The organism is Zhihengliuella alba (assembly GCF_039538765.1).
Lineage (GTDB): Bacteria > Actinomycetota > Actinomycetes > Actinomycetales > Micrococcaceae > Zhihengliuella > Zhihengliuella alba.
The window spans coordinates 283,860-307,587 of record NZ_BAABCJ010000005.1 but is presented as its reverse complement, the minus strand read 5'-3'; the positions used below and the strand labels follow the sequence as shown (position 1 = coordinate 307,587).

The 23,728-nt window shown below is 73.3% G+C and carries 19 protein-coding genes; 7 read left to right on the top strand and 12 right to left on the bottom strand.

All coding sequences use genetic code 11. The features are described from left to right. The first annotated feature begins 8 nt into the window (after nt 1-8). Nucleotides 9-1,424 carry an FAD-binding oxidoreductase gene (locus ABD784_RS10975; protein ID WP_344884306.1) on the top strand — a complete coding sequence of 472 codons (1,416 nt, stop codon included), beginning with the start codon at nt 9-11 and terminating at the stop codon, nt 1,422-1,424. A 27-nt stretch (nt 1,425-1,451) separates the two neighbouring features. Here ABD784_RS10975 and ABD784_RS10970 read toward each other — a convergent pair whose 3' ends face one another. Further along, a complete protein-coding gene (locus ABD784_RS10970; protein WP_344884304.1) occupies nt 1,452-2,834 on the bottom strand; it encodes a cryptochrome/photolyase family protein in 1,383 nt (460 codons plus the stop codon). A gap of 71 nt (nt 2,835-2,905) precedes the next feature. Between ABD784_RS10970 and ABD784_RS10965 the strand changes: the two genes are divergently transcribed. Next, a complete protein-coding gene (locus ABD784_RS10965; protein ID WP_344884301.1) occupies nt 2,906-4,282 on the top strand; it encodes a TIGR01777 family oxidoreductase in 1,377 nt (458 codons plus the stop codon). A gap of 15 nt (nt 4,283-4,297) precedes the next feature. Then, entirely contained in the window at nt 4,298-4,576 is a 279-nt protein-coding gene (locus ABD784_RS10960; protein ID WP_344884298.1) for a PLDc N-terminal domain-containing protein, read from the top strand. A 24-nt stretch (nt 4,577-4,600) separates the two neighbouring features. Here the strand turns inward: ABD784_RS10960 and ABD784_RS10955 are convergent, their stop codons facing one another. The 4 genes from ABD784_RS10955 to ABD784_RS10940 form a co-directional block, all read right to left on the bottom strand. Further along, complete coding sequence (locus tag ABD784_RS10955) at nt 4,601-5,074, bottom strand: SRPBCC family protein (protein ID WP_344884295.1); 474 nt, start codon at nt 5,072-5,074, stop codon at nt 4,601-4,603. 36 nt (nt 5,075-5,110) lie between these two features. After that, entirely contained in the window at nt 5,111-6,112 is a 1,002-nt protein-coding gene (locus tag ABD784_RS10950; protein ID WP_344884292.1) for a sugar phosphate isomerase/epimerase family protein, read from the bottom strand. 92 nt (nt 6,113-6,204) lie between these two features. Further along, nucleotides 6,205-7,320 carry a Gfo/Idh/MocA family protein gene (locus ABD784_RS10945; RefSeq protein WP_344884647.1) on the bottom strand — a complete coding sequence of 372 codons (1,116 nt, stop codon included), beginning with the start codon at nt 7,318-7,320 and terminating at the stop codon, nt 6,205-6,207. A gap of 149 nt (nt 7,321-7,469) precedes the next feature. Further along, nucleotides 7,470-8,486: a substrate-binding domain-containing protein gene (locus ABD784_RS10940; RefSeq protein ID WP_344884289.1), complete on the bottom strand. Its 1,017-nt coding sequence runs from the start codon at nt 8,484-8,486 to the stop codon at nt 7,470-7,472. 180 nt (nt 8,487-8,666) lie between these two features. On the opposite strand from ABD784_RS10940, the gene ABD784_RS10935 reads away from it, so the two are divergent. The 4 genes from ABD784_RS10935 to ABD784_RS10920 all read left to right on the top strand — a co-directional run bounded on the left by ABD784_RS10935 (nt 8,667) and on the right by ABD784_RS10920 (nt 13,906). Next, nucleotides 8,667-10,187, top strand: coding sequence for a sugar ABC transporter ATP-binding protein (locus ABD784_RS10935; RefSeq protein WP_344884286.1), 1,521 nt, complete (start codon nt 8,667-8,669; stop codon nt 10,185-10,187). Further along, nucleotides 10,184-11,260 carry an ABC transporter permease gene (locus ABD784_RS10930; protein WP_344884283.1) on the top strand — a complete coding sequence of 359 codons (1,077 nt, stop codon included), beginning with the start codon at nt 10,184-10,186 and terminating at the stop codon, nt 11,258-11,260. Before ABD784_RS10935 ends, ABD784_RS10930 begins: the two co-directional genes overlap by 4 nt. Nucleotides 11,261-11,268: 8 nt before the next feature. Further along, nucleotides 11,269-12,492, top strand: a complete 1,224-nt coding sequence (locus ABD784_RS10925) for a polyprenyl synthetase family protein (protein ID WP_344884281.1) — start codon at nt 11,269-11,271, stop codon at nt 12,490-12,492. Between the two features lie 103 nt (nt 12,493-12,595). Beyond that, complete coding sequence (locus ABD784_RS10920) at nt 12,596-13,906, top strand: ROK family transcriptional regulator (protein ID WP_344884278.1); 1,311 nt, start codon at nt 12,596-12,598, stop codon at nt 13,904-13,906. 67 nt (nt 13,907-13,973) lie between these two features. On the opposite strand, the gene ABD784_RS10915 is transcribed toward ABD784_RS10920, so the two are convergent. The 7 genes from ABD784_RS10915 to ABD784_RS10885 form a co-directional block, all read right to left on the bottom strand. Continuing rightward, nucleotides 13,974-16,163 (bottom strand): PQQ-dependent sugar dehydrogenase, encoded by a 2,190-nt coding sequence (locus ABD784_RS10915; RefSeq protein ID WP_344884275.1) that lies wholly within the window; start codon nt 16,161-16,163, stop codon nt 13,974-13,976. A gap of 248 nt (nt 16,164-16,411) precedes the next feature. Continuing rightward, nucleotides 16,412-17,839: an alkaline phosphatase family protein gene (locus tag ABD784_RS10910; RefSeq protein ID WP_344884271.1), complete on the bottom strand. Its 1,428-nt coding sequence runs from the start codon at nt 17,837-17,839 to the stop codon at nt 16,412-16,414. Between the two features lie 28 nt (nt 17,840-17,867). Beyond that, on the bottom strand, nt 17,868-19,001 hold the full coding sequence (gene eboE / locus ABD784_RS10905; protein WP_344884268.1) for a metabolite traffic protein EboE: 1,134 nt from the start codon (nt 18,999-19,001) through the stop codon (nt 17,868-17,870). After that, on the bottom strand, nt 19,001-19,879 hold the full coding sequence (locus tag ABD784_RS10900) for a TatD family hydrolase (protein WP_344884265.1): 879 nt from the start codon (nt 19,877-19,879) through the stop codon (nt 19,001-19,003). Before ABD784_RS10900 ends, eboE begins: the two co-directional genes overlap by 1 nt. Next, nucleotides 19,849-21,513 carry a TIM barrel protein gene (locus tag ABD784_RS10895; RefSeq protein ID WP_344884262.1) on the bottom strand — a complete coding sequence of 555 codons (1,665 nt, stop codon included), beginning with the start codon at nt 21,511-21,513 and terminating at the stop codon, nt 19,849-19,851. Before ABD784_RS10895 ends, ABD784_RS10900 begins: the two co-directional genes overlap by 31 nt. Beyond that, on the bottom strand, nt 21,510-22,415 hold the full coding sequence (locus tag ABD784_RS10890; RefSeq protein ID WP_344884260.1) for an SCO3242 family prenyltransferase: 906 nt from the start codon (nt 22,413-22,415) through the stop codon (nt 21,510-21,512). Before ABD784_RS10890 ends, ABD784_RS10895 begins: the two co-directional genes overlap by 4 nt. Continuing rightward, nucleotides 22,412-23,698 carry an inositol-3-phosphate synthase gene (locus tag ABD784_RS10885; protein ID WP_344884257.1) on the bottom strand — a complete coding sequence of 429 codons (1,287 nt, stop codon included), beginning with the start codon at nt 23,696-23,698 and terminating at the stop codon, nt 22,412-22,414. The genes ABD784_RS10890 and ABD784_RS10885 overlap by 4 nt, the downstream gene beginning before the upstream one ends. Nucleotides 23,699-23,728 lie beyond the last annotated feature (30 nt).

The window sequence follows — 23,728 nt, the reverse complement described above, 5'->3', positions numbered from 1 at the left end:
ACCCCGGCATGCCTCCCACCCCCGCCCCGGACGACGACGTCGTCGACCGCCTCCGCGCCGCCCTCCCCGGGCGGGTCGAGACCGATCCGGCGCTGCTCGCTCCCTTCACCGCGGACCGCTCGGGGCACCGCGCCGCCGGGGTGCCGCTGGCCGTGGTCCACGCGGCCAGCGTCGAGGACGTCCAGGCGGCGTGCCGGATCGCGTCCGCCGCGGGCGTCCCGATCGTCACGCGCGGTGCGGGGACCGGCCTGTCCGGCGGGGCCATCGCCGGCGACGGGGAGATCGTCCTGTCCCTCACGGGCATGGACCGCATCCTGGAGATCTCCGCGGACAACCGGCTCGCCGTGGTCCAGCCCGGCATCCTCAACGGGCGGCTCAACGAGGTCCTCGCCGAGCACGGTCTCTGGTGGGCGCCGGACCCGGCCAGCAAGGACATCTCCACGGTCGGCGGGAACATCGCCATGAATGCCGGTGGCCTGCTGTGCGCCAAGTACGGCGTGACGCGGGAGGCGGTCCTCGCGCTGAAGGTGGTCCTGGCGGACGGCACGCTGCTCTCGGTGGGCCACCGGACCGTCAAGGGCGTCACCGGGTATGATCTCTGCGCCCTCATGATCGGCTCCGAGGGAACGCTGGGCGTCATCGTGGAGTGCACGCTCAAGCTCCAGCCCGTGGACCGCGGGGCGACGGTCACCCTCGGCGCGTTCTTCGACTCCCTCGAGGCCGCCGCCAGCGCCGCGTCCGCGGTGACGCGCGCCGGGCTGGTCCCGGCCATCATGGAGCTGATGGACCAGCGCACCCTGGAGGCCGTGGCCGCGCACACCGGCCAGGACCTCGCCGGCCGCGGCGCCTACCTCCTGGTCCAGTGCGACGGCGCCGACGCCGTCCAGACCGCGGACCGGGTCGCCGACCTCGCCCGACGGGCGGGCGGGACCGTGGACGTCACCACCGATCCGGACGAGGCCGACCGGCTCGTCGCCCTGCGCCGCGCGGCGTTCCCCTCCCTGGAGTCGCTCGGCACACTGCTGGTGGAGGACATCGCCGTGCCGCGCAGCCGGATGGCCGAGGCGTTCGCCGCCGTGCGCGCGCTCGAGGAGAAGTACGGGGTCGCCATCCCCACCACCTGCCATGCCGGGGACGGGAACCTGCATCCCACGTTCGTCTACGACGGCGGTGCGGGCGAGGTGCCGGAAGCCATCTGGGCGGCGGCCGGCGAATTGTTCGGCACCGCGCTCGAACTGGGCGGCACCCTCAGCGGCGAGCACGGCATCGGCCTGCTCAAGCGGGCCTGGCTGCGGGACGAGCTCGGCGACGAGCAGTTCGAGCTGCAGCGCCGGATCAAGCAGGTCTTCGACCCGGCGGGCCTCCTGAACCCCGGCAAGGTCTTCCCGGGCCCTGCCTCTCCGGGCACGCCTCCGGTCGGCTGAGCGCGGCGGCGGCTTCGGCGACAGTTGCTACGGCGATTCCTGATCCCGGGACGGGGCAGCGGCCGCCGCCTTGACGACGTCGTACGCGTCCAGCGCCCTCCGGCGCGACGCACCGAGATCCACCAACGGCTCCGGGACCGGCGCGTCGCCGGCCACGTACTCGGGCGCCCACCGCTGGATGTAGCGGCGCTCGGGATCGAACTTCTTGGCCTGCGTCTCCGGGTTGAAGACCCGGAAGTAGGGGGCCGCGTCCGCGCCGGAGCCGGCGACCCACTGCCAGTTGAACGGGTTGCTCGCCGCGTCCGCGTCCACGAGCGTGTCCCAGAACCACTGCTCGCCGTGCCGCCAATCGATCAGCAGGTTCTTCACCAGGTAGGACGCGACCACCATCCGCACCCGGTTGTGCATGGTGCCGGTCGCCCAGAGCTCGCGCATCCCGGCGTCCACCAGCGGGACCCCGGTGCGGCCCTGCTGCCAGAGCCGCAGGTGCTCCGCGTCGAGCGGGGGCCACGGGAACGCGTCGAACCGGGCGTTGAGGTTGTCATCGGCGAGCGCCGGGAAGTGGAAGAGCGTGTGCCAGGCGAATTCACGCCATCCGATCTCGGAGAGGAAGCCGCCCACGCTGCGCCCGGACGCCACCGCCTCCCGCCAGACCGTGTGCGGGCTGAGCTCGCCCCAGCGCAGGCGCGGCGAGAGCAGCGACGTGGTGCCCGCCGCCGGGGCGTCGCGGGCACGGTCGTAGGCGTCGGCGTCCGCCGCGAGGAACTCGCGCAGCCGTCGCCGCGCGGCCGGCTCGCCCGGCTCCCAGGCCTCGCGGAGGCCGCCGGCCCAGTCCGGCGCGGTGGGCAGGAGGCCCCAGTCGGCGAGCGCGTCGGTCTCCGGGTACCGCACCGGTCCGGGAACCCGCCCCGGCTCCGGCAGCGGCGCGCGGGGCGGCGGCTGCTCCAGGCAGGCCCTCCAGAACGGGGTGAACACCTTGTAGTGGCCGCCCTGCCCGGTGCTGACGGTCCACGGCTCGAACAGCAGGTTCCCGGCGTAGGACCGCGCGTCCACGCCGGCGCCGCGCAGGGACTCCTTCACCGCCGCGTCGACCTCCCGCTCGGGGCCGCCGTAGCGACGGTTCCAGACCACCGCGTCCGCACCTGCCGCGGCCGCCACCTCCGGGACCACGTCCGCGGCGGGGCCGCGGCGCAGGACCAGCTGCGAGCCGCGCTCGCGCAGCCGCTCGGCGAGGGAGGCGAGGGAGTGGTGCAGCCACCACCGGGCGGCGCCGCCGAGCGGCCGGACGCCGGGCGACTCCTCGTCCAGCACGTACAGGCCCAGGACCGGCCCGCCGCGGTCCAGCGCGGCGTGCAGTGCGGGATGGTCGGCGAGCCGCAGGTCGTCCCGGAACCAGACGAGGGTGGTCATGCGTTCATCGTAGGCGGCGGGCCCGGCCGTGGCGTGTTGCCGTCGAGGGCCCTCCCGGGAGAACCTGAAGCATGGCAATCCAACGGTCCTCCGTAGTCAACGCCCCCATCGACGACGTCTTCGCCTGGTACTCCCGGCCCGGCGCCTTCCAGCGCCTCACTCCCCCGTGGCTCCCCGTCAGCGTCCACGCGGAGACGGGCTCGCTCCGCGACGGCACCGCCGAGCTGAACCTGCCCGCCGGCCTGAAGTGGGTGTCCCGGCACGAATCGGTCGGGTACGTTCCGGGGCGCCGATTCCTCGACGAATCGGTCGCCACCGACAAGCGCTCGCTCGCCGCCGGCCGGCTCCCCTGGCGCCACACGCACGACTTCGAGCCCCTCGGCGATGACCGGACCCGCGTCATCGACCGGATCGACACACCGGTGCCCGCTCCGCTGCTCGAGTCCATGCTCGCGTTCCGGCACCGCCAGCTCGCCGACGATCTCGCCGCCCACCGCCGGGCCGCCGAGGCCGGGACCGGGACCCTGACCGTCGCCGTCTCCGGCGCGTCCGGCCTCATCGGGACCGCCCTCACCGCATTCCTGACCACGGGCGGGCACCGGGTGGTCCGGCTGGTCCGGGGCGAGCCGAACGGCCCCGACGAGCGCCGCTGGAACCCCACTGACCCGGCTCCGGACCTGTTGGAGGGGTGCGACGCCGTGGTGCACCTCGCCGGCGCGTCGATCTTCGGGCGGTTCTCGCCCGAGCACAAGCAGGCCATCCGCGAGAGCCGGATCGAGCCCACGCGGCGGCTCTCCGACCTCGCGGCCGCCACGGGCGTGCGCACCTTCGTGAGCGCCTCGGCGATCGGCGTCTACGGCGCGGACCGCGGCGAGAAGCTCCTGACCGAGGACAGCGCGGGCCCCGCCGAGGCGGACTTCCTGGCCGACGTCGTCGCCGACTGGGAGGAGGCCGCGCACTCCGGCGCCGCCCGGTCCACCGGCTCCGACGGCCTGCGCGTGGTGACGGTCCGGACCGGCGTGGTGCAGAGCCCCTCCGGCGGCCAGCTGGCGGTGCTGCGGCCGCTGTTCGCGGCCGGCCTCGGCGGGCCGATCGCGGGCGGCATGCAGTGGATGTCCTGGATCGGTCTGGACGACCTGGTGGACGTCTACCACCGCGCCCTGTGGGACGAGGAGCTGGCCGGGCCCGTCAACGCGGTCGCGCCGGACGCGGTGCGCAACCGCGAGTACACGCGGGTGCTGGCCCGGGTGCTGCGCCGGCCGGCGCTGGTGCCCGTGCCGGCAGCGGCCCCGGCCGTGGTCCTGGGCCGGGACGGGGCGGAGGAGCTCGCACTGGCGAGCCAGCACGTGGCGCCGCTGCGGCTGCGGCAGGTCGGTCACCGGTTCCGTACGCCCGAGCTGGAACCGGCGCTGCGGCACGTCCTGGGGCGGCATCCGCGGCGGCGCTGACCGTAGACTACGGGGATGCTCTCCGCCTCCTCCGCCCCCGGCAATCCCGTTCTCGAAGGGGTGCTGACGGCCGCGCTCGCCGCCTGGCTGCTCGCGGTGGTGGTCGCCATGGTGCGGATCGAGAAGACCCGGCACCGCCGCGAGGCGACGGGCACGCTCGGGTGGGTGGTCGTGGTGCTCTGCGTCCCGCTGCTCGGCGCGCTGTGCTGGTTCTTCTTCGACCACGCGGCGACGCAGACGGAGAAGGAGGCCGCCGCCCGGGCGCGCGAGGCCTCGGGGGCAGAGCCGGAGTAGCCCGCGCCCGCGCCGGGTCCGCGGCTACGACTCCGCGATGCGCTTGATGGCGGCGAGCGTCTCCGGGATGCCCTCGAGCGCCTGCTGCGTCCTGCTCTCGATCTGCGCCGGCGCCTCGTCGCCGTAGCGTGCAGCGAAGCGCTCGAGCCCGACGGTCGTGAACTCCCAGGTCTCCGTCAGGCGCGTGGTCCCCGGCTCCTCCCCCGGCTCGAAGACGTAGCCCCAGCGGACGAACCCCTGGCCGACCATCCACGCGAACTCCCGGCCGGGCTCGGCCACGACCACCTGGGAACGCGTCTCCCAGGTCCGTTCCGGCAGCACGTTCCGGCCGGTGAACCAGGCGCCCTCGCGGGGTCCGTCGCCCTCGTCCCACCAGCACTCGCGGCAGATCGGCGACCACTCGCCGGTCCGGGTGACGTCGGAGAGCATCGCATAGAGCTCCTCCGGTGCGGCGTTGACCAGGATCGATGCGGCGTGTGTGCGCGGTGCAGTCTCCATGGACCCGAGCCTACTGTCGGACGGACGGTCCTTGCGTCAGTCCTGCTTGAAGGCGGCGTCGAAGGACGTCGTCGAGGCCGGGAAGTCCAGCTTCTTCAGCGCGGCCAGCGACTCGGGCGCTCCGTGCAATCGATCCATGCCGGCGTCCTCCCACTCGATCGAGATCGGCCCGTCGTAACCGATCGCCGCGAGCGCGCGGAACGCATCCTCCCAGGGGACGTCGCCGCGGCCCGCCGAGACGAAGTCCCAACCCCGCCGCGGGTCGCCCCACGGCAGGTGCGAGCCCAGGACGCCGTTGCGGCCGCCGCCCATCCGCATCCGCGTGTCCTTGCAGTCCACGTGGTAGATGCGGTCGGCGAAGTCGGAGATGAACGCCACCGGGTCGATCCCCTGCCACATCATGTGGCTGGGGTCCCAGTTCAGGCCGAACGCCTCGCGGTGGCCCACGGCCTCCAGCGTCTTGACGGTCGACCAGTAGTCGTAGGCGATCTCCGACGGGTGGACCTCGTGCGCGAACCGCACGCCGCACTCGTCGAAGACGTCCAGGATCGGGTTCCAGCGGTCGGCGAAGTCCTGGTAGCCGGCCTCGATCCGCTCGGCGGGCACCGGCGGGAACATCGCGACGTACTGCCAGATCGAGGATCCGGTGAATCCGACGACGGTGTCCACGCCGAGGCGCTTGGCGAGCCGGGCCGTGTTCTTGAGTTCCTCGGCGGCCCGCTGCCGGACGCCCTCGGGGTCGCCGTCGCCCCAGACCCGCTCGCCGACAACCGCCTGGTGGCGGAAGTCGATCGGGTCGTCGCAGACGGCCTGGCCCTTGAGGTGGTTGGAGATGGTCCAGACCTTGAGCCCGTGGCGCTCGAGGATGCCGAGGCGCTCGGCGATGTAGTCGTCGTCGTCCCACCTCCACGCGTCCAGGTGCTCGCCGGAGACGGCGATCTCGAGGCCGTCGTAGCCCCAGCCGGCGGCGAGGCGAGCGACCTCCTCGAGTGGCAGGTCGGCCCACTGGCCGGTGAACAGGGTGAAGTTGCGTGCCATGCGGTTGCTCCTCGCGTCGGTAGATCCTGGTGTCGTCGTGATGGGTCTCGTCGAAGTGGGCTTCTGCGGGTGGGTCTCGTGCTGATCGAGCGCTAGTCGGCAACGGTCCAGGCGCTGGCCTGTCCGGCGCTGCGCTCGACGGCGTCGAGGACGCGCTGGACCTGGTAGCCGTCGGCGAAGGAGGGCTCGGGCTGGCGGCCCGCGGCGACGGCCTCGACGAAGTCCTTGGCCTGGTGCACGAACCCGTGCTCGTAGCCGAGGGCGTGGCCGGTGGGCCACCACGCGGACATGTAGGGGTGCTCCGGCTCGGTCACCATGATCTCGGCGAAGCCCTGCCGCGTGCCCGGTGCGGTGGCGTCGTAGAACCCGAGCGAGTTGTAGTCCTCCAGATCGAAGGAGATGGCCCCGGCGGAGCCGGCGACCTCGATCCGCAGGGAGTTCTTGCGGCCGGTGGACATGCGCGTCGCCTCGAAGGAACCGACGGCGCCACCGTCGAACCGGCCCGTGAAGAGCGCCGTGTCGTCGACGGTGACCGCACCGCGCTCCGACTCGGTACCGAGCACCGGGCGCTCGTCGACGAACGTGTTGAGGATGCCGCTCACCCCAGTGACGCGCTGCCCGGTGATGAACTGCGAGAGGTCGACGGCGTGGGCGCCGAGGTCGCCGAGGGCGCCGGAGCCGGCGTGCTCCTTCTTCAGCCGCCACGTCAGCGGCGCCTCGGGGTCCACCAGCCAGTCCTGCAGGTAGGCGGCGCGGACCTGCCGGATCTCGCCGATGGCACCGGAGCGGACGAGGTCGCGGGCGAAGGTCGCCGCGGGGACGCGGCGGTACGTGAAGCCGACCATCGCGTAGACGTCCTGGCCGGCCCGCTCCGCGGCCTCGGCCATGGCGGCGGCCTCCTCGAGCGTGTTGGCCAGCGGCTTCTCGCAGAGGACGTGCTTGCCGGCCTCCAGGGCGGCGATCGCGATCTCGGCGTGGGATCCGCCCGGGGTCACGATGTCCACGACGTCGATGTCGTCGCGCTCGATGGCGACGCGCCAGTCGTCCGCGCTCTCCTGCCAGCCCCACTTGGCGGCCGCGGCCTCGGCGCGGCCCGCGTCCCGGCCCACCAGCAGCGTCATCTCCGGCCGGGCCGGTAAGTCGAAGAACCGCGGCGCGACCCGCCATCCCTGCGAATGGGCCGCCCCCATGAACCCGTTTCCGATCATGGCGACTCTCAGCGGCGGTACTTCGTTCGGCATCTTTCCTCCTGCACCCCGGCGGGGCTGGTTGTTGACGGAGCTGTTCGTGGGATCGGCGGCGGCACGCGCCGAGGGGAGGGCGGCGCCCCGGCGCGGGGCGCCGCCCTCCCCTGCCGCTAGGACGCGAAGGCCGTCGGCAGGTACTGGTCGACGTTCTCGCTGGTGACCACCGGGGCGTTCAGGACGATGCGCTTGGGCACCTCGACCTCCACCAGATCGCTCATCGCCTTGTCCTGGGCGATCAGGCGGGCGAGGCGGACGCCGTCGGCGGCCTGCGTCGACGGGTACACGACCGTGGCCTCGAGGACGCTCTCGCCGCCCTTGATCAGCTCCATGGCGTTGGCCGAGCCCGCGCCGCCGACCATGAAGAACTCGTCGCGGCCGGCGGTGTCGATGGCGGACAGGACGCCGTGGCCCTGGTCGTCGTCGTGGTTCCAGATGGCGTCGATCTCGGGGGCTGCGGCGAGCAGCTGGGAGGCCGCCGCCTCGCCGCCGGCGACCGTGAAGTCGGCGGCGACGCGGTTGTCGACGTCGAGCCCGCAGGTCTCGAGCGCGTCCGCGAAGCCCTCGCTGCGCTCGGTGGTCAGCGGCAGGGAGTCGACGCCGGCGATCTCGGCGACGACGGCGTCTGGGTTGTCGCCCAGTCGCTCGCAGATGTAGTTTCCGGCGCTCTGGCCCATGCCGTAGTTGTCGCCGAGGATCGTGGTGCGCGCCGCGGCCGGGCTCGAGAACTCGCGGTCCACATTGACGACCGGGATGCCGGCCTCCATGGCCTTGGTGGCGACGGCCGTCAGTGCGGCGCCGTCCGTCGGCAGAAGCACGATCGCGTCCACGCCGTCGTTGATGAACTGCTCCACCTGGCTGATCTGGAGGTTGGCGTCGTTGGTGCCCTCCGCCACCCGCAGGTCGACGTCGGCGAAGTTCTCGCCCTCCGCGATGGCGGCGGAGTTGATGGCGCCCAGCCAGCCGTGGTCGGCGGCGGGGCCCGAGAAGCCGATGACCACGGTCTCGCCCTCGGCGGCGTTTCCGTCGACCGTGGCGTTGGTCGGCTGCGCGCCCCCGCCCTCGGCGGACGACGAGCATCCGGTGACGAGTGCACCGACAGCCAGGAGGGCGCCGGTGGTGACGAGCATTTTCCGTCCCGTTCGAACTGCAAGCATGTGTCTCTCCTCAGTGAGTTAGGTGCGTCGACGCCAGATCCGAACCCCAGACTCGAAGGCCGACGTATGCGTGACTCCAGTCACAATAACAGAACCCTGGAGAAAATCGACGGGCTTCTACCGAGCGCCGACATAATGTGTTAGGTTCACCACATGTTGCAAGAAGATCAGCCACGGCCCCTGCTCGAAGTCCGGGGAATCTCCAAGCGCTTCGCTGCCGTCCAGGCCCTCAAGGGCGTGGACCTCGACGTGCGCGCCGGGGAGGTCCACTGCGTCATGGGCCAGAACGGCGCCGGCAAGTCGACGCTCATCAAGACGCTCTCCGGAGTGCACCGGCCCGACGAGGGCCAGATCTTCTGGGAGGGCGAGGAGGTCGAGCTCCACAGCCCCACGGCGGCGCTGGACCTCGGCATCGCCACCATGTACCAGGAGCTCGACGTCGTGGACGGCCTGACCGTCGCGGAGAACATCTTCCTGGGGCACGAGCGGGCGACCAGCGGCGTGCTCCACGTGAAGCAGGCCAACGCCACGGCCCGCGCCCTCCTGGAGCGGCTCGGGCACGGCGGACTCTCTCCGTCGCGCGAGGTCGGCTCGCTCTCGGCCGCCAACAAGCAGATCGTCAGTATGGCCCGCGCCCTGTCGCGCGACACCAAACTGATCATCATGGACGAGCCCAGTGCCATCCTCGACGCCGGCGAGGTCGAGAACCTCTTCCGCGTGGTGCGCGAGCTGACGGGGCAGGGGATCGCCGTCGTCTACATCTCCCACCGGCTCGAGGAGATCCGCCAGATCGGCGACCGCATCTCCGTCATCAAGGACGGGCGCAGCACGGCCAACGGGCTCCACGTCACCGAGACCCCGAAGGCGGAGCTGATCCGGCTCATGACCGGCCGCGACGTCGCCAACGTGTTCCCCGACCGGACGCCCGTGCCGGCGGATGCGCCGGTGGTGCTCGATGTCGACGGCCTCGAGCTCGAGGGCCACTTCGACAAGCTCAGCTTCACGGTCCGGGCCGGGGAGATCATGGGCTTCGCCGGGCTCGTCGGCTCGCAGCGCTCGGAGATCGTGGAGACCATCTACGGCGCGCGGAAGGCGACCGCCGGGCGCGTGTCCGTGAACGGCAAGGTCCTGACGCCCGGCTCGGTCAGCGCGGCGGTCGACGCCGGGATCGGCCTCTCCCCCGAGGAGCGCAAGAGCCAGGGGCTCATCCTCGACGAGCCGATCTACCGGAATGTGAGCCTGTCGACGTTCGAGCGCTTCGCGCGGGCGGGACTGCTCGACGAGCGGGCCGAGCGCCACGCTGCCCGGGAGCAGATCGAGGCGCTGGAGCTCCGCCCCGCGGACCCCGACCGTCCCGCCCGCACGCTCTCCGGCGGCAACCAGCAGAAGATCCTCCTGGCCCGCTGGCTGGTCCACGGGACCTCGGTCCTCCTGCTCGACGAGCCGACCCGCGGAGTGGACGTCGGCGCCCGCGCCGAGATCTACACGCTCATCCGCCGGCTCGCGGAGGCCGGAACGGCCATCATCGTCATCTCCAGCGAGATCGAGGAAGTCCTCGGCCTCGCGGACCACGTCCTCGTCATCGACGACGGCAACGTCCTCACCCAGACCACAGCAAGCGATATCGACGAGCACGGCGTGCTCGACCTCGTCATGAAGGGAAGTGCCGCGTGAGCGAGCAGAAGACCCCGGTGGCCGAACAGCCCTCCGCACAGACCACGGCGCCGAGCCCCTCGGGCGGCTCGGGCGGCTCGGCCCTCCAGAGCCTGTTCCACGGGTCCAGCGCCCGCAGCCTCGGCCTCGTCATCGCGCTGGCCGCCATCTTCGTCATCGGCATCATCACCACCGGGGACCGGTTCCTGTCCGGCGACAACATGCTGGTCATCCTCCGGCACGCCTCGATCATCGGCGTGATCAGCATCGGCGTCACGTTCGTCATCACCGCCGGCGGCATCGACCTGTCCGTCGGCTCCGTGATGGGCCTGACGACGGTGGTCGCCAGCCTGGCGAGCGTCCAGATGGCCGCGACGCAGTCCACGTGGCTGCTCATGGTGCTCGTCGCCCTGGCCGTGGGCGCGCTCGCGGGCCTCATCAACGGCGTGATCATCGCCTACGGCAGCGTGGTCGCCTTCATCGCCACGCTCGCCATGCTGGTCGGGGCCCGCGGCCTCGCCGAGATCATCTCCGGGCGCCGGACCCTCCTGGTGACCAACACGGACTTCACCGGCGTCATGCGCGCCGACGTCCTCGGCATCCCCGTCCTCGTCTGGATCTTCGCGCTCGTGGCGGCCGCCGGATGGTTCCTGCTGAACCGCACCACCTTCGGCCGCCGCACGGTCGCCATCGGCGGCAACCTCGAGGCGTCCCGCCTGGCCGGCATCAAGGTCAAGCGCCACGTGGTCTCGCTCTACGTGCTGGCCGGGGTCACGGCCGCCATCGCGGGCCTCATGATGATGGGCCGCACCACGTCGGGCACCTCCACGCACGGCCTGCTCTACGAGCTCGACGCGATCGCCGCCGTCGTCGTGGGCGGCACCCTGCTGGCGGGCGGGCGCGGCACCATCATCGGCACCGTCCTGGGCGTGCTGATCTTCAGCACGCTGACCAACGTGTTCACGCAGAACAACATGGACACCTCGGTGCAGGCGCTGATCAAGGGCGCCATCATCGTCCTCGCGGTCCTGCTGCAGCAGCGGTTCGCGGTCCGCAAGGAGCGCAAGGCCAAGGCGAAGCCGATCAGGGCGTAGGCCCCGCGATGGACCTCGCCGCGGGCCCGGGCACCGCCCCGGGGCACGACGTCGCCCAGCGCCGGCACTGCCGCCCGGGCCAGCAGCCCGGCCCGGTCCACGACGGACCGGACCGGCCCGAGCTGGACCACCCGGAGCTGGATCGCCCCGGCCTGGACCGGGTGGAGGAGGAGTTGGCGCGGTTCTTCGCGGACGCGAAGCTCCGTGCGGCGCGCATCGGGCCGCCCTACCTGCGGCTCTGGGAGGCCCTGGAGCGGGCGGCCGCCGGGGGCGGCCGCTCCCGGCCGCAGCTCGTCCTGCTCGCCTACCGCCACCTGGGCGGGACGGACGCACAGTCGGCGGCGCTCCTCGCGGCCTCCTACGAGCTCCTCCACACCGCCCTGCTGGTCCATGACGACGTCATCGACCGCGACACCGTCCGCCGCGGCGTCCCCAACGTCTCCGGGCGCTACCGGAACCGGGCGCTGCGGGCCGGCGCCGACGCGGCGGAGGCCGAGCACGCCGGGACCTCCGCCGGCCTCCTGGCCGGCGACCTCGCGCTGGCGGGCGCGTACCGGCTCCTGCGCCGGATCGAGGCCCCGCGCGAGGTCGAGCAGCGCCTCCACGACCTCCTCGACGACGCGGTCTTCTCCTCGGTCGGCGGGGAGGTGTACGACGTCGAGCTCAGCCACGCGGCCGCGCCGCCGTCCATGGAGGACCTCGCCAAGACGGCGCACCGGAAGACCTCCGTCTACTCCTTCGAGGCGCCCCTGCGCGCCGGCGCCGTGCTGGCCGGGGCGCCGGCTCCCGCCGCGGACGCGCTGCAGCGCTTCGGCCGGGACGCCGGCATCGCCTACCAGCTGGTCGACGACGTCCTCGGTGCCTTCGGCGACGCGAGCAGCACCGGGAAGACGGGCTGCAGCGACCTCCGCGAGGGCAAGCGCACGGTGCTCCTGGCCTACGCCGCGTCCCGGCCCGGGTGGGACCGCATCGCCGGGCTCGTCGGCAGGCCGGACCTGACCCCGGCCGACGCCGAGCGCATCCGACGCGTCCTCGTCGACTGCGGCGCCCGCGACCACGCCGTCGACCTCGCCGCCCGGCATGCCGGACGCGCGCTCGCGGCCCTGGAGTCCGACGGCGTCCCGGCGCCCCTGCGCCAGCGGCTGGGCGGCCTGCTGCGCGCCGTCGTGGGACGGGTCCGCCCAGGTGGGCCCGGCGCGGCGCCGGGTCCCGCCCACCGCCCCGCGACCTGAGCCGCGCCGCCGCGGATCCCGGATCTCTGCGGCTCCGCCCGGATCCTTGCGACTACGATGGGACGGACCAGCACGGGAGACCGGCCAGAAAGGACCTATCCGGGTGCAAGAGAGAGCGTCGGAGCGGGTCGCCGCCCGTGCCCCCACCGGACCGCGCCCGGTCCCCCTCGGCCGGGGCGCCGGCGGTCCGGGCGGCACCGTGGCGACCGGCAGCCGCCTGGGCAGCAACCGGGACTCCACCCGCCAGCACAACCTCTCCGCGGTCCTCGGCCTGGTCCACTCCACCTCCGGCCTCTCCCGCGCGCAGCTCACCCGCGCCACCGGACTGAACCGCTCCACCATCGCCGCGCTCGTCGGCGAGCTCGTCCAGCTGGGGCTGGTGGTGGAGAGCGACCTGGACCAGACGCAGCAGCAGGGCCGCCCCAGCATCATGATCGAGCCGAGCCCGGACGCCCTCGTCCTGGCGGTCAACCCGGACGTGGACGCCGTGAACGTCGCCCTCGTCGGCCTCGGTGGGCGGATCCCGTCCCCGGTCCGCTTCAACACGGTGCGGCCCCCGTCGGCGGACGAGGTCGTCAACATCGTCACCGCCGTCTACACGGGCATGCGCACGTCCCTGCCGGCCGGCCGCCGGGTCCTGGGCGCCGGCCTCGCCGTGCCCGGGCTGGTGGACCCCGCGGACGGCTCGGTCATCGAGGCACCGCAGCTCGACTGGCGCGGCGAGCCGCTCGCCGCGCGCCTGGCCGAGGCGCTCGGGCTGCCGTTCAGCGCCGCGAACGACGCCGTGGTGGGCGCCCGCGCGCAGGCCGCCTTCGGCGCCGCCCGGGACGTCCCCGACTTCGCCTACGTCTTCGGCGGCGGCAGCGGCATCGGCGGCGGGCTGGTCACCGGCGGACGCCTGGTCCGCGGCGCCACCGGCTTCGCCGGGCAGCTCGGCCACACCCTGGTCCGGACCGACGGCGCGCTCTGCGCGTGCGGCTCGCGCGGCTGCCTCGAGGCGGAGGTCACCCGGCGCGCGCTGCTGGAGGCCGCCGACCTGCCCCGGGGAGAGGTCGAGGACCTCGAGGAGATCGTCCTGGAGCGCCTGCGCTCCGACGGGCCGGGCTCCGCCGGCCTCCGCGAGGTCGTCGAGCGGCAGGCCGGTCTCCTCGGCGTCGGGCTGCGCAGCGTCGTCAACCACCTCAACCCGTCGATGATCGTCCTCGGCGGCTTCCTGCGGATCCTCGCCCGGACGGTCCCGGATGTTCTCGACGGCGCCCTGCGCGCCGGCGGCGGCCACGGCCCCCGGGAGGACGTGAGGATCGAGCTGGCGCCCCTCGGCACCGACTCCATCCTGCTCGGCGCCGCGGAGCTGGCCTTCGAGCCGCTCCTGGCCGACCCCGCCGGCAACGCAGCGGGCCCCGCCCCAGCCTGAGCTGGAGCGGGGCCCGCTGCCCTGCAGATCGTCCGCCCGGTGGGTTCCGGGCCGATCCCTCGGTGCGTCAGTTCTGGTACAGCACCACCTCGGCGGTGCCGGTTAGCGGATCGGAGGTCTCGTCGCCGAGGTCCGTGTAGCTGGCGTTGAAGACGGCCGAGAGGTCGTCGACCGCGGGGTCGTGGCCCTCGGGGACGGTGGTGGTCAGCGTGCCGGTGCAGCCCGACGTGGTGGTCTGCGGGTGGCCGTGCGTGTGGTGGCCGAGGATGTAGGTGACCTCGACCCGGGCGCAGTCGACCGGCTGGTCGTCGGTCACGACGACCTCGTAGCTCACGGTGTCGCCGAACTGGAAGTCCTGGCCCTCGACCGGGCTGATGAACTCGATCACCGGCGCCTGGTTGCCGACCTCGATGGCGACCTCGGCCGAGGAGTGGCGGCCACGGTCCTTGCCGCCGATGTCCGTGACCTTCAGGCTCGCGGTGTAGGTGCCGACCGCCTCGTAGGTGAAGGTCGGGTTCGCCTCCTTGGAGTCGACCGTGCCGTCGGAGTCGAAGTCCCAGGCGTACTTCAGCTTGTCGCCGTCGGCGTCGGCGGTCCCCTCGCTGGAGAACTCGACCGTCAGCGGCGCGGCCCCCACGGTCGGGGTGCCGGACGCGACCGCCACCGGGCTGTGGTTGCCGCCGGTGCCGATGTAGTCGATGCGTGAGACCTGCGCGTCCTCGTTCTCCCCGAAGTAGCCGTCGCCGTACTCGAGGACGTAGAGGGCGCCGTTCGGGCCGAACTCCATGTCGATCGGGTTGTCGGTGACGATGGAGCCGACGACGTCCTCGATCGAGGCGTCCTGGTTGTCCTCGATGTCGAAGGCCTTCACGTAGTCGCGGGTCCACTCGTAGAAGAACGGCTTGCCCGCGAAGTACTCGGGCCAGGCGACGCTGGCGTTGCCCTTGGCGGCCTTCGCGTCGAAGGCGTAGGCGGGGCCGGCCATCGGGCCGATGCCGCCGGTGCCCAGCTCGGGGAACTCGGCCGACTCGCCGTAGGAGTACCAGACCTGGGGCTGGTCCACCGGGGGCAGCTCGGTGAGGCCCGTGTTGTTCGGCGACTCGTTCACCGGTGCGGCGCAGTCGAACGGCTCGCCCGCGGTCCCGGTCGCGAAGTCGTAGTCGTTGTACGGCAGCTCGGCGGTGGCGCAGTAGGGCCAGCCGTAGTTCGCGGGCTCCGTGGTCACGGCCCACTTGCCCGTGCCGGCCGGGCCGCGCTCGGGATCGGCGGAGCGGGCGTCCGGCGAGTAGTCGGCGATGTAGAGCTCGCCGCTGGCCTGGTTCAGCTCAATCCGGAACGGGTTGCGCAAGCCCATCACGAAGATCTCGGGACGGGTCTTCTCCGTGCCCGGCGCGAAGAGGTTGCCCTCCGGGATGGTGTAGCCGCCGCCGTCCTTCGGGGTGATGCGCAGGACCTTGCCGCGCAGGTCGTTGGTGTTGGAAGAGGTGCGCTGGGCGTCGAACGCGGGGTTGCTGTCGGGACGCTCGTCGAGCGGGGTGTAGCCGCCGGAGACGAACGGGTTCGTGTCGTCGCCGGTGGAGAGGTAGAGGTCGCCCGCGGCGTCGAACACGATGTCGCCGCCGACGTGGCAGCAGAGGCCGCGGTCGACCGGGACATCGATGATCTCCTGCTCCGTGGAGAGGTCGATCGTGGAGCCGTCGAACTGGAAGCGCGAGAGCGTGAGGTGGCCCGCGAACGGGGCGAAGTCCTCGGCGGAGCCCGTGGTCGGCGCGTCGCCCTCATTGACGTCGGTGGTCGCCGGGTCGTCGACCGGCGTGTCCAGCGGCGGCGAGTAGTAGAGGTAGACCCAGTTGTTGCCCTTCGTCCCGAACTCCGGGTCCAGTGCGATGCTCTGCAGGCCCTCCTCGTCATGCTCGTAGACGTCCAGCGTCGCGGCCAGCGTGTTCAGGCCGGTCTCCGCGTCGTTCAGCCAGACCTCGCCGTCGCGGGTGGTGTGCAGGACGTCGTTGTTGGGCAGGACCGCCAGGTCCACGGGCTCGCCCGGGCCGTCGTTGAGGGTGACCTTCTGGAACGCGGAGTCCGGCGGCGCGGTCGGAGCGGCCGGCTCGGCCTGGGCGGGTACGACGGCGACGGCGGTGGCCGCCAGGGCCGCCACTGCCAGGCCGGCGCCCGCTCGCAGAGCGCGTCTCGTGGTGGAGCCCGCGGCACGGGTGCGATGCCGGTCGAACTCGTCTTTCCGGTGTCTATTGACTGTCATCGTTGAACTTTCTTCTCGTCGTCGAGGACCCGGTCCAGCCGGATTCGGGGTCACTCGCAACGCTAGTGGCGCGGCTCACAGATTGCTAGTGGTTTCACAGAACAAACTCGGAATATGACCGGGTTTCCATGGCGAGCAGTACCATGACCAACGCACCACTACGGGGCTTTACGCTCGGGAAGCGCAGGCCTATCGGGTATGTTGTTTGAGACTCTAAAAGCGCGTAGTGAGTCGGCTCTTGAGGTACCTCAGCCGCCGGCGCGGGTCGCCTCCGCCCGGTGCTGGAGCCCCTGGGTCTCGAGGACGAGTCCCTTCACCGCCGCCGCCGGGACCTGGCGGCCCGCCTCCACGAGACCCGCGACCGAGGCGGGGATGCGGTGGTCGGAGGCCAGGATCAACGGCGTTCCCTCGGCCGAGTCGGGCAGTCGGCCGTGGGTCCCCCGCACGTGCGAGGGGTCGAGCGGGACAGTGCTCATGGCGTAGCGGAGCCCGGCCTTCTTCTTGACCAGGTTCAGCCCGGCCTTGGCCTTGGCGAGCCGGTCCGCCGGGTCGAAGAAGAGCTCCGCCGGGTCGTAGCCCGGCTTGCGGTGGATGTCGACGCCGCGGGCGTACTCGGGCGCGGCGTCGTCGTCGAGCCAGAAGTAGTAGGTGAACCAGGCCCCCGGCTCGGCGACCACCACGAGCTCCCCCGCGCGCTCGTGGTCCAGCCCGTACCGGGCCTGCGCGGCGCGGTCCAGGACTTCGTCCACGCCGTCGACCGATCGCAGGAGCGCCGCCACCCGGTCCACGTCCGCCGGGTCGGCGATATAGACGTGCGCCACCTGGTGGTCCGCAACCGCGAACGCGCGGGAGGTCCACGGGTCCAGTTGCTCCCGCCCGTCCTGGACGTAGACCTCCAGCAGTCCCTCGCGCCGCAGGACCCGGTTCACGTCGACCGGCTTCTGCGCGTCCTCGATGCCGTACTCGGCGACCGCGACCACCGCGTACCCGCGCGCCTCGGCCTCGTCGAGCAACGGCGTGAGGGCGGCGTCCAGGTCGGCGGCGGCCTGCGTCGCCTGAGGCGAGCGCGGGCCGAACCGCTGCAGGTCGTAGTCCAGATGCGGCACATAGGCCATGAGCAGATCCGGCCGCTGGGTGCGCATGACGTGCCGGGTGGACTCGGCGATCCAGCGGCTGGAGCGGATGGCGGCGGTGGGCCCCCAGTACTGGAAGAGCGGGAACTCGCCAAAGTGCCCCACCAGCTCGTCGTGCAGCTCCGGCGGGCGCATGTACGCGTCCGGGGACTTGCGCCCGTCCGCGTGGTAGACCGGCCGAGGCGTCACGGTCAGGTCCGTGCTCATGCCCATCGCGTACCACCAGCAGATGTTGCCGGAGCGGTAGGAGGGGTCCTGCCGGCGGGCGGCCTCCCAGAGCTTCTCGCCCCCCACCAGCCGGTTGTGCTGGCGCCAGAGGAAGACCTCGCCGAGGTCCCGGAAGTACCAGCCGTTGCCGACGATCCCGTGCTGCGCCGGGGACAGCCCGGTCAGCATCGTGGACTGCACCGAGCAGGTCACGGCCGGCAAGACGGTCGCCAGCTCGGCGGACCAGCCCTGCGCGGCGACGCGCGACAGCCGCGGCATGGACGCCAGGGCGCGGGCGGTCAGTCCGACGACGTTGAGCAGCAGTACGGGTTTCACGGATCTCCTCCGAGTTTCGGCGGGCGGGTCAGGGAGCGGTACGGGCGGGTGCGGGGGCGAGCAGGTGGGACCGCGCCCACTCCAGCTCCGCCGCGACGCCGTCGACGAGTCCGACGGCGGCGCCCGGCAGGACGCTCCAGGTGTAGGTCTCGACGTCGAGGTGGACGTCGTCGGCGTAGGGCAGCCGGTCCACGGCCGCGACGGTGCGGCGCAGCACGTCGGCGGTGGTCTGCAGCGGCGGCGCGGGGACGTGGTGCAGCGGGATGTGGAAGTGCACCCGCCACGGTCCCGCCCCGGGGAGGTCGGCGAGCGCCGCGTCGAGGTCGTCGGCGGCGAGCACCCCGGTGGGTCCGTCCTCGCGGACCTGGTGCAGGTACCGGGGCTCCACGAAGCGCTCGAGCGCGGCCCGGGCCGCCGGATCGCGCGGGTCGTCGACGTGCAGCGCGGCCGAGGCCTGGACCTTGACGATCCGCAGGCCGGCGGCGTCGATCCCCGCGACCGCCTCCGCGGGATCCGCGAAGGACACGGCCAGGTGGCAGGCGTCCACGCACAGCCCCACGAACTCGGGGTCGATCCCGCGGTCCAGCCTGGCGCCGAGCCAGCCGACGACGTCGGACACGGTGTCCAGCACGCACCCGGGCTCGGGCTCGACCGCCACGCGCACGGTCCGCCCGGTGCGCTCGCGCAGGGAGCGCAGGCCCGCGGACAGCTCGGCGAACGCGGCGGTCGCGGCGTCGTCGTGGCCCTCGGTCCAGGGCTCCCGCCACGCCAGCGGCACGGTGGAGATGGACCCGTCGGCGCCGGCGGGGAGCAGCGCGGCGAGCACCTCGGCGCAGTCCAGCGTGTACTCGAGTCGGGACCGCTCGGCCCAGGTGGGCTGGTAGACGGCGTGCTTGACCACGTCGTCGTGGAAGCCGCCGTAGGGGAACGCGTTGACCGTGTGCAGGACCAGTCCCTCCGCCTCCAGCACGCCGCGCAGGACGGCCCGGTCCTCGGCGCTGCCGGCGAGGCGGGCCGCAAGGCCGGCGGGCAGCCAGAGCCCGACGCCGAGGGTCCCCAGCCCCGCGGCGCGACGGATGGGCCCGGCGTACTCGCGGAGCTGGCGGAGGACGCCGTCGAGGTCCTCGGCGGGGTGGACGTTGGTGCAGTAGGACAGCAGCATCAGACGCGCGCCCCGCGGAGCACCGAGTTGCCCTCGAAGCCGGCGGCCGGGTCCGGGTGCCCGGCCGCGTCGAAGCCGGGGATCGGGTCGAGGATCAGCTGCCCGCTCTGACCGTAGAACTCGACGGGGTTGCGCCACAGGACCCGGTCGACGTCGTCGTCGGAGAAGCCGGCGGCCAGCATGGCGTCGGCGGTGCGCCGCGTCTTCAACGGGTCGGAGCGGCCCCAGTCGGCCGCTGAGTTCACGAGGATCCGCTCGGTCCCGTACTGCTGCAGCAGGGCGACCATGCGGTCCTCGTCCATCTTGGTGTCCGGGTAGATGGAGAAGCCCATCCAGGCGCCGGCGTCCTTGACGATCCCGATGTTGGTCTCGTTGAGGTGGTCCACCAGGACGGTCTCCGGGGCGATGCCGGACTCGCGGACGACGTCGAGGGTCCGGTGGGTGCCGGCGAGCTTCTCGCGGTGCGGAGTGTGGACCATGACGGGCAGCTCGTACTCGCGCGCGAGCTCGAGCTGGCGGCTGAACGCCGCGTCCTCGGCGTGGGTCATGGAGTCGTAGCCGATCTCGCCGACCGCGACCACGCCCTCCTTCACGAGGTAGCGCGGCAGCTCGTCGAGGACCGGCACGCAGCGCGGGTCGTTGGCCTCCTTGGGGTTCAGGGCGATGGTCGCGTGGTGGCGGATGCCGAACTGCGCGGCGCGGAAGCGCTCCCAGCCCAGCAGCGCGTCGAAGTAGTCGATGAACGAGCCGACGCTGGTGCGCGGCTGCCCCAGCCAGAACGCGGGTTCCACGAGGGCGCGGACGCCGGCGGCGTACATCGCCTCGTAGTCGTTCGTGGTGCGGCTGGTCATGTGGATGTGGGGATCGAAGATCCGCATGCTGGTCCTTCCTCTGACGACGGCGTACGGGTGGCGGGGCGGGCGTCGGCCCGCAGGAGCAGGTCCAGGTCCGCGGGGACGGTGCGGCCTGCGGCGCGGCGCTCGGCGGCGAAGTCCTCCGCCATGCGGGCGAGCTCCGCGTCCGCCCGGTCGCGCAGGCCGGCGACGGCCTCCAGCCCGACGCCCATGAAGACGAGCTTCAGCACCGCGTGGCGCCAGGCGTGCTGGTCCAGATGGGCGGCGGCGAAGGGCCCGACGGCCGCGGCGACGAGGCTCGTCTCGTTGGCGCGGAGGGCGTCGGCGGTGACGGCGAGGCCCATCGAGACCAGGTCACTGGCACCGGCCCGGGTGCCGAGAGGACTGGTGTCGATGGCGGGCTCCCCCAACAGGCCGACTTCAGCGAGTGCGCCGAGGCCGCGGAGGACGCCGCGCCGCTCGGCGGAGTCGCCGCGGGTGTAGAGCTCCTGCAGTGCGGAGGCGAGGTCGCCGGGCTCCAGCGTGCGGCCGAGCCGGACGATCAGGTCGGCGCGGGCGCGGTCGTCCGCGGTCCCGAAGAGGATCCCGGCGGGGTCGACGTCGGGATGCAGCGGGGCGCGGCCGACGTGCCGGCCCGCGACCGCGAAGACCCGGGCGAGGGCGCCGGGATCGGCGGCGACGGCCGCGGCGCCCTCGCGTACCCAGGTGGCGGAGCGGCGCTGCGGGGCGCCGTCGGCCCAGGCGGTGCGGAGTGCATCCAGGCTGCGCTCGGCGAGGCCTGGTCCGTCGAAGGAGTGACGGGGCAGCTCGACAGCGGCCACGCCCCGGTAGTCGAGCTCGGCGAGCGTGGCCAGGGCCAGCGGGAGGTCCACGATCCCCTCGCCGAAAGGCAGGTGCTCGTGGGCATGCGGGCGCATGTCGTCCAGCTGGACGTTGGCCAGCAGGTCCCCGGCCTGCAGCAGCGCGCCGCGGACCCCGCCCGGCTCCACCACCACGCAGTGCCCGATGTCCACGGTCAGCCGCAGGCGGTCGGGGTCCCCGAGGGCCGCGCGTAGGCGCAGCGCGTCGGCGACGGTCTCCACGAGCATGCCGGGCTCGGGCTCCACCGCGAGGACCACGCCGCGGGCATCCGCGTGCGCGACGACCTCCGGCAGGCGGCGGGTCAGCCGCTCCCAGCCGGTCTCCGCGGAGTCGCCGTCCGGGAGGACGCCCGAGAAGAAGGAGACGCACTCGGCGTCGAGGGCGTGGGCGATGTCCACGGCGCGGCGGAGGAAGTCGACGCGGGCCTCTGCGTGCTCGTCGACCAGCGTGGGGCGGTGCTTGCGCCGGGGGTCGAGGAGGAACCGCGTGCCCGTCTCGACGACCACGCGGAGGCCGAGCCGGTCGAGCCGGGCCCGGAGGGCGCGCAGCTGCTCCTCGAGGCCGTCGGCGAACGGGTCCAGGTGCGGGTGGCCGAGGGTCAGCGCCACGGCGTCGTACCCCTGCTCGGCGAGGAGCTCCAGCGCCACCGGGAGCGGGTGGTCGGCGAACCCGTTGGTCCCGTACCCGAGCGCGAAGGGCAGGCCGGCCCGCTCGGCGCGGTCCCCCCGGGCGCTGGTCACCGTCCCCCCGGTGGGTCCCGCGGGGGTCGTCTCGGTAGGGGTCGCTTCGGTGCTCACGACTCGCTCATCTCCCTGTTCGTGCCCCGGGCGGAACGCGCGCGGAGGACCTTCCCCAGCACGTCGACGGCGGCGACCGCCAGCCCGGCGGCGGTACTGCCGTGGCGGAACGCGAGGGCTGCCTGGAGCGGGACCATCGCGCGGATGCCGCGCTTCGTCGCCTCGAGGGCGTTCCGTGCGGCGGGGTCCCGCGCCGCCTCCACCTGCGCGGGTGCGCAACGTGCGGCGTAGACCCCCACGGCCGCGAGGACCGGGAGTGCGCCCCGCCAGGAGCGGGGCGCTCCGGCGAGGACCGACGCCGAGACCAGGGCCGTCGTGGCGGCGGCGCCGGCCGCCGTCGTCGTGTCGGTGCCGTTGACCTCACCGCGGGACAGGGCCGTGACGGCGACGGTGTGGCCGCCCATGGCCGCGGCCGCGGGCAGCGCGCTGCGGAGGTCCGCGGTGCCGGTGCCCATGAGGACGTCGAGGGCCCGGCAGACGCCCATCGTCAGGGCCGCGGGGACGGGGTGCCGCTTGGCCGCGAGGTCGTAGGACCAGATCGCGGCGGCGAGCGGCGCGCCGACGGCGAGCGAGCGGCGCCCGCCGCCCACGGCACTCAGGCCCAGGCCCAGGACGGTGAGGGCCGCCGCCGCGCCCAGCGCCCGCTCGGGGCTGATGCGGCCGGAGGGGACGGGCCGCTCGGGTCGCTCGACGGCGTCGATGCCGCGATCGGCGTAGTCGTTGAGCGCCATCCCCCCGGCGTACAGGCAGGCGCTCGCCAGCGGCAGCGCGAGCCGGCGGCCGCCGACCGGGTGCCCGGCGGCCGCGCCGCCGGCCAGGGTGTCCCCGAGGACCGTGAGGACCGCGGGAGCGCGCACGAGCTCGAGGTAGTCCCGCATGGCGCTCGCGGAGGGGCCGCTCACGGGCGGCTCCCGCCGCCGGCCCCGCTGCGGGAGGCGACCCGGGCGCTGGCGGCCTCCGCCCACTCGGCGAGGAGGCGGGTCTGCTCGGCGAAGGAGTGCTCGTCGCTGCCCCAGGGGTCCTTGAAGAAGAAGCCGAGTGCCGCGATGTGGCCGCTCTCCCCCGCCGCGTCGGCGAGCGCCAGGAGCCGGGCGAGGTCGAGGAGCATGGGGGCGGCGAGCATCGAGTCGAACGCGGACCACGTGGTCTGGAGCGACAGGCGGGAGCCGAGGAAGCCCTCCACGTTGATGTGGTCCCACGCGACCTTGGTCTCGCCGAGGTCCTGGACGTTGTCGATGTGCAGGGGCGTGGTGGCGCCGCCGGTCAGCTGCTGCAGGCCGCGATTCTTGGACTGCAGCTTGCCGGCCACCGCCTGCGGGTCGGCGAGGGTCGCACCGTCGCCTCCGCCGAGGAGGTTGGCGCCGGCCCAGGACAGCACCCGCAGCCCGCGGGCGGCGAAGGCCGGGGCGAGGACGGAGCGCAGCCACGTCTGTCCGGTCTTGCCGTCCTGCCCGGCGGTGGGGAGGCCGCGCTCCTCGGCGAGCCGGCGCAGCGCGGGAATGCCCAGCGCGGCCGAGGGCGTGAAGCAGGCGTAGGGGGCTCCGGCGAGGATCGCCGCGTAGGCGCCGAGCGAGCTCGGCGGGAGGATCTGCCGCGACGGGTCTTCCAGGGCCTCGAGGAGCAGCGCCGGATCGGCGAACTCGGGCCGGTCGTCGATTGGCGGCTCCGTGGACGCGACGTCGATGACGACCACGCGGTCGAGCCCGTGGTCCTCGCGGAACGCGGTGATGTCCCGGGCCAGCCGGCGCGCGGCGTCCGCCTGGGAGACCGCGGCCGCCCCGCCGGGCGCGTGCCCCGCGGCGGATCCCGGCCCGGCCGGGTAGTAGCCCGGGCGCACCCGCTCGTCCGCCTCGTCCAGCTCGTCGCGGACGGACTCGACCAGCCGCAGCGGGAGCATGCCGGACTCCACCAGGAGCTCCGCGCGCTTGGCGATGGAGACCTCGCTGATGTCGTGCCCGCCGACCACCAGGTCGCCGAAGGCAGTCAGGGGGAGGGCACCGAGCCGGCCCTGCTCGGTCACGCAGCCGGTGGCGGGGGCCAGGCCGCCGGCGATCGCCGCCAGGCCCGCCGTGGCGGTGGTCGCGACGGAGCCGCGTGCACCGATGAGCCAGAGGCCGGTCCTCCCCGGTGCCCGGGCGCTCCCGGGCGCGGTCCCGCCGGGCCTCTCTTCGGCTGTTATGCCCACGTTGGTTCTTCCTTTCACGGTGGGGTGGCG

Excerpts from the sequence above, each read along its gene's own strand:
- ABD784_RS10935 (WP_344884286.1), top strand. The coding sequence starts at position 8,667 with ATGTTGCAAGAAGATCAGCCACGGCCCCTGCTCGAAGTCCGGGGAATC.
- ABD784_RS10945 (WP_344884647.1), bottom strand. The coding sequence starts at position 7,320 with ATGATCGGAAACGGGTTCATGGGGGCGGCCCATTCGCAGGGATGGCGG.
- ABD784_RS10925 (WP_344884281.1), top strand. The coding sequence starts at position 11,269 with ATGGACCTCGCCGCGGGCCCGGGCACCGCCCCGGGGCACGACGTCGCC.
- ABD784_RS10965 (WP_344884301.1), top strand. The coding sequence starts at position 2,906 with ATGGCAATCCAACGGTCCTCCGTAGTCAACGCCCCCATCGACGACGTC.
- ABD784_RS10940 (WP_344884289.1), bottom strand. The coding sequence starts at position 8,486 with ATGCTCGTCACCACCGGCGCCCTCCTGGCTGTCGGTGCACTCGTCACC.
- ABD784_RS10915 (WP_344884275.1), bottom strand. The coding sequence starts at position 16,163 with ATGACAGTCAATAGACACCGGAAAGACGAGTTCGACCGGCATCGCACC.
- ABD784_RS10900 (WP_344884265.1), bottom strand. The coding sequence starts at position 19,879 with ATGCGGATCTTCGATCCCCACATCCACATGACCAGCCGCACCACGAAC.
- ABD784_RS10970 (WP_344884304.1), bottom strand. The coding sequence starts at position 2,834 with ATGACCACCCTCGTCTGGTTCCGGGACGACCTGCGGCTCGCCGACCAT.
- eboE (WP_344884268.1), bottom strand. The coding sequence starts at position 19,001 with ATGCTGCTGTCCTACTGCACCAACGTCCACCCCGCCGAGGACCTCGAC.
- ABD784_RS10975 (WP_344884306.1), top strand. The coding sequence starts at position 9 with ATGCCTCCCACCCCCGCCCCGGACGACGACGTCGTCGACCGCCTCCGC.
- ABD784_RS10955 (WP_344884295.1), bottom strand. The coding sequence starts at position 5,074 with ATGGAGACTGCACCGCGCACACACGCCGCATCGATCCTGGTCAACGCC.
- ABD784_RS10950 (WP_344884292.1), bottom strand. The coding sequence starts at position 6,112 with ATGGCACGCAACTTCACCCTGTTCACCGGCCAGTGGGCCGACCTGCCA.
- ABD784_RS10960 (WP_344884298.1), top strand. The coding sequence starts at position 4,298 with ATGCTCTCCGCCTCCTCCGCCCCCGGCAATCCCGTTCTCGAAGGGGTG.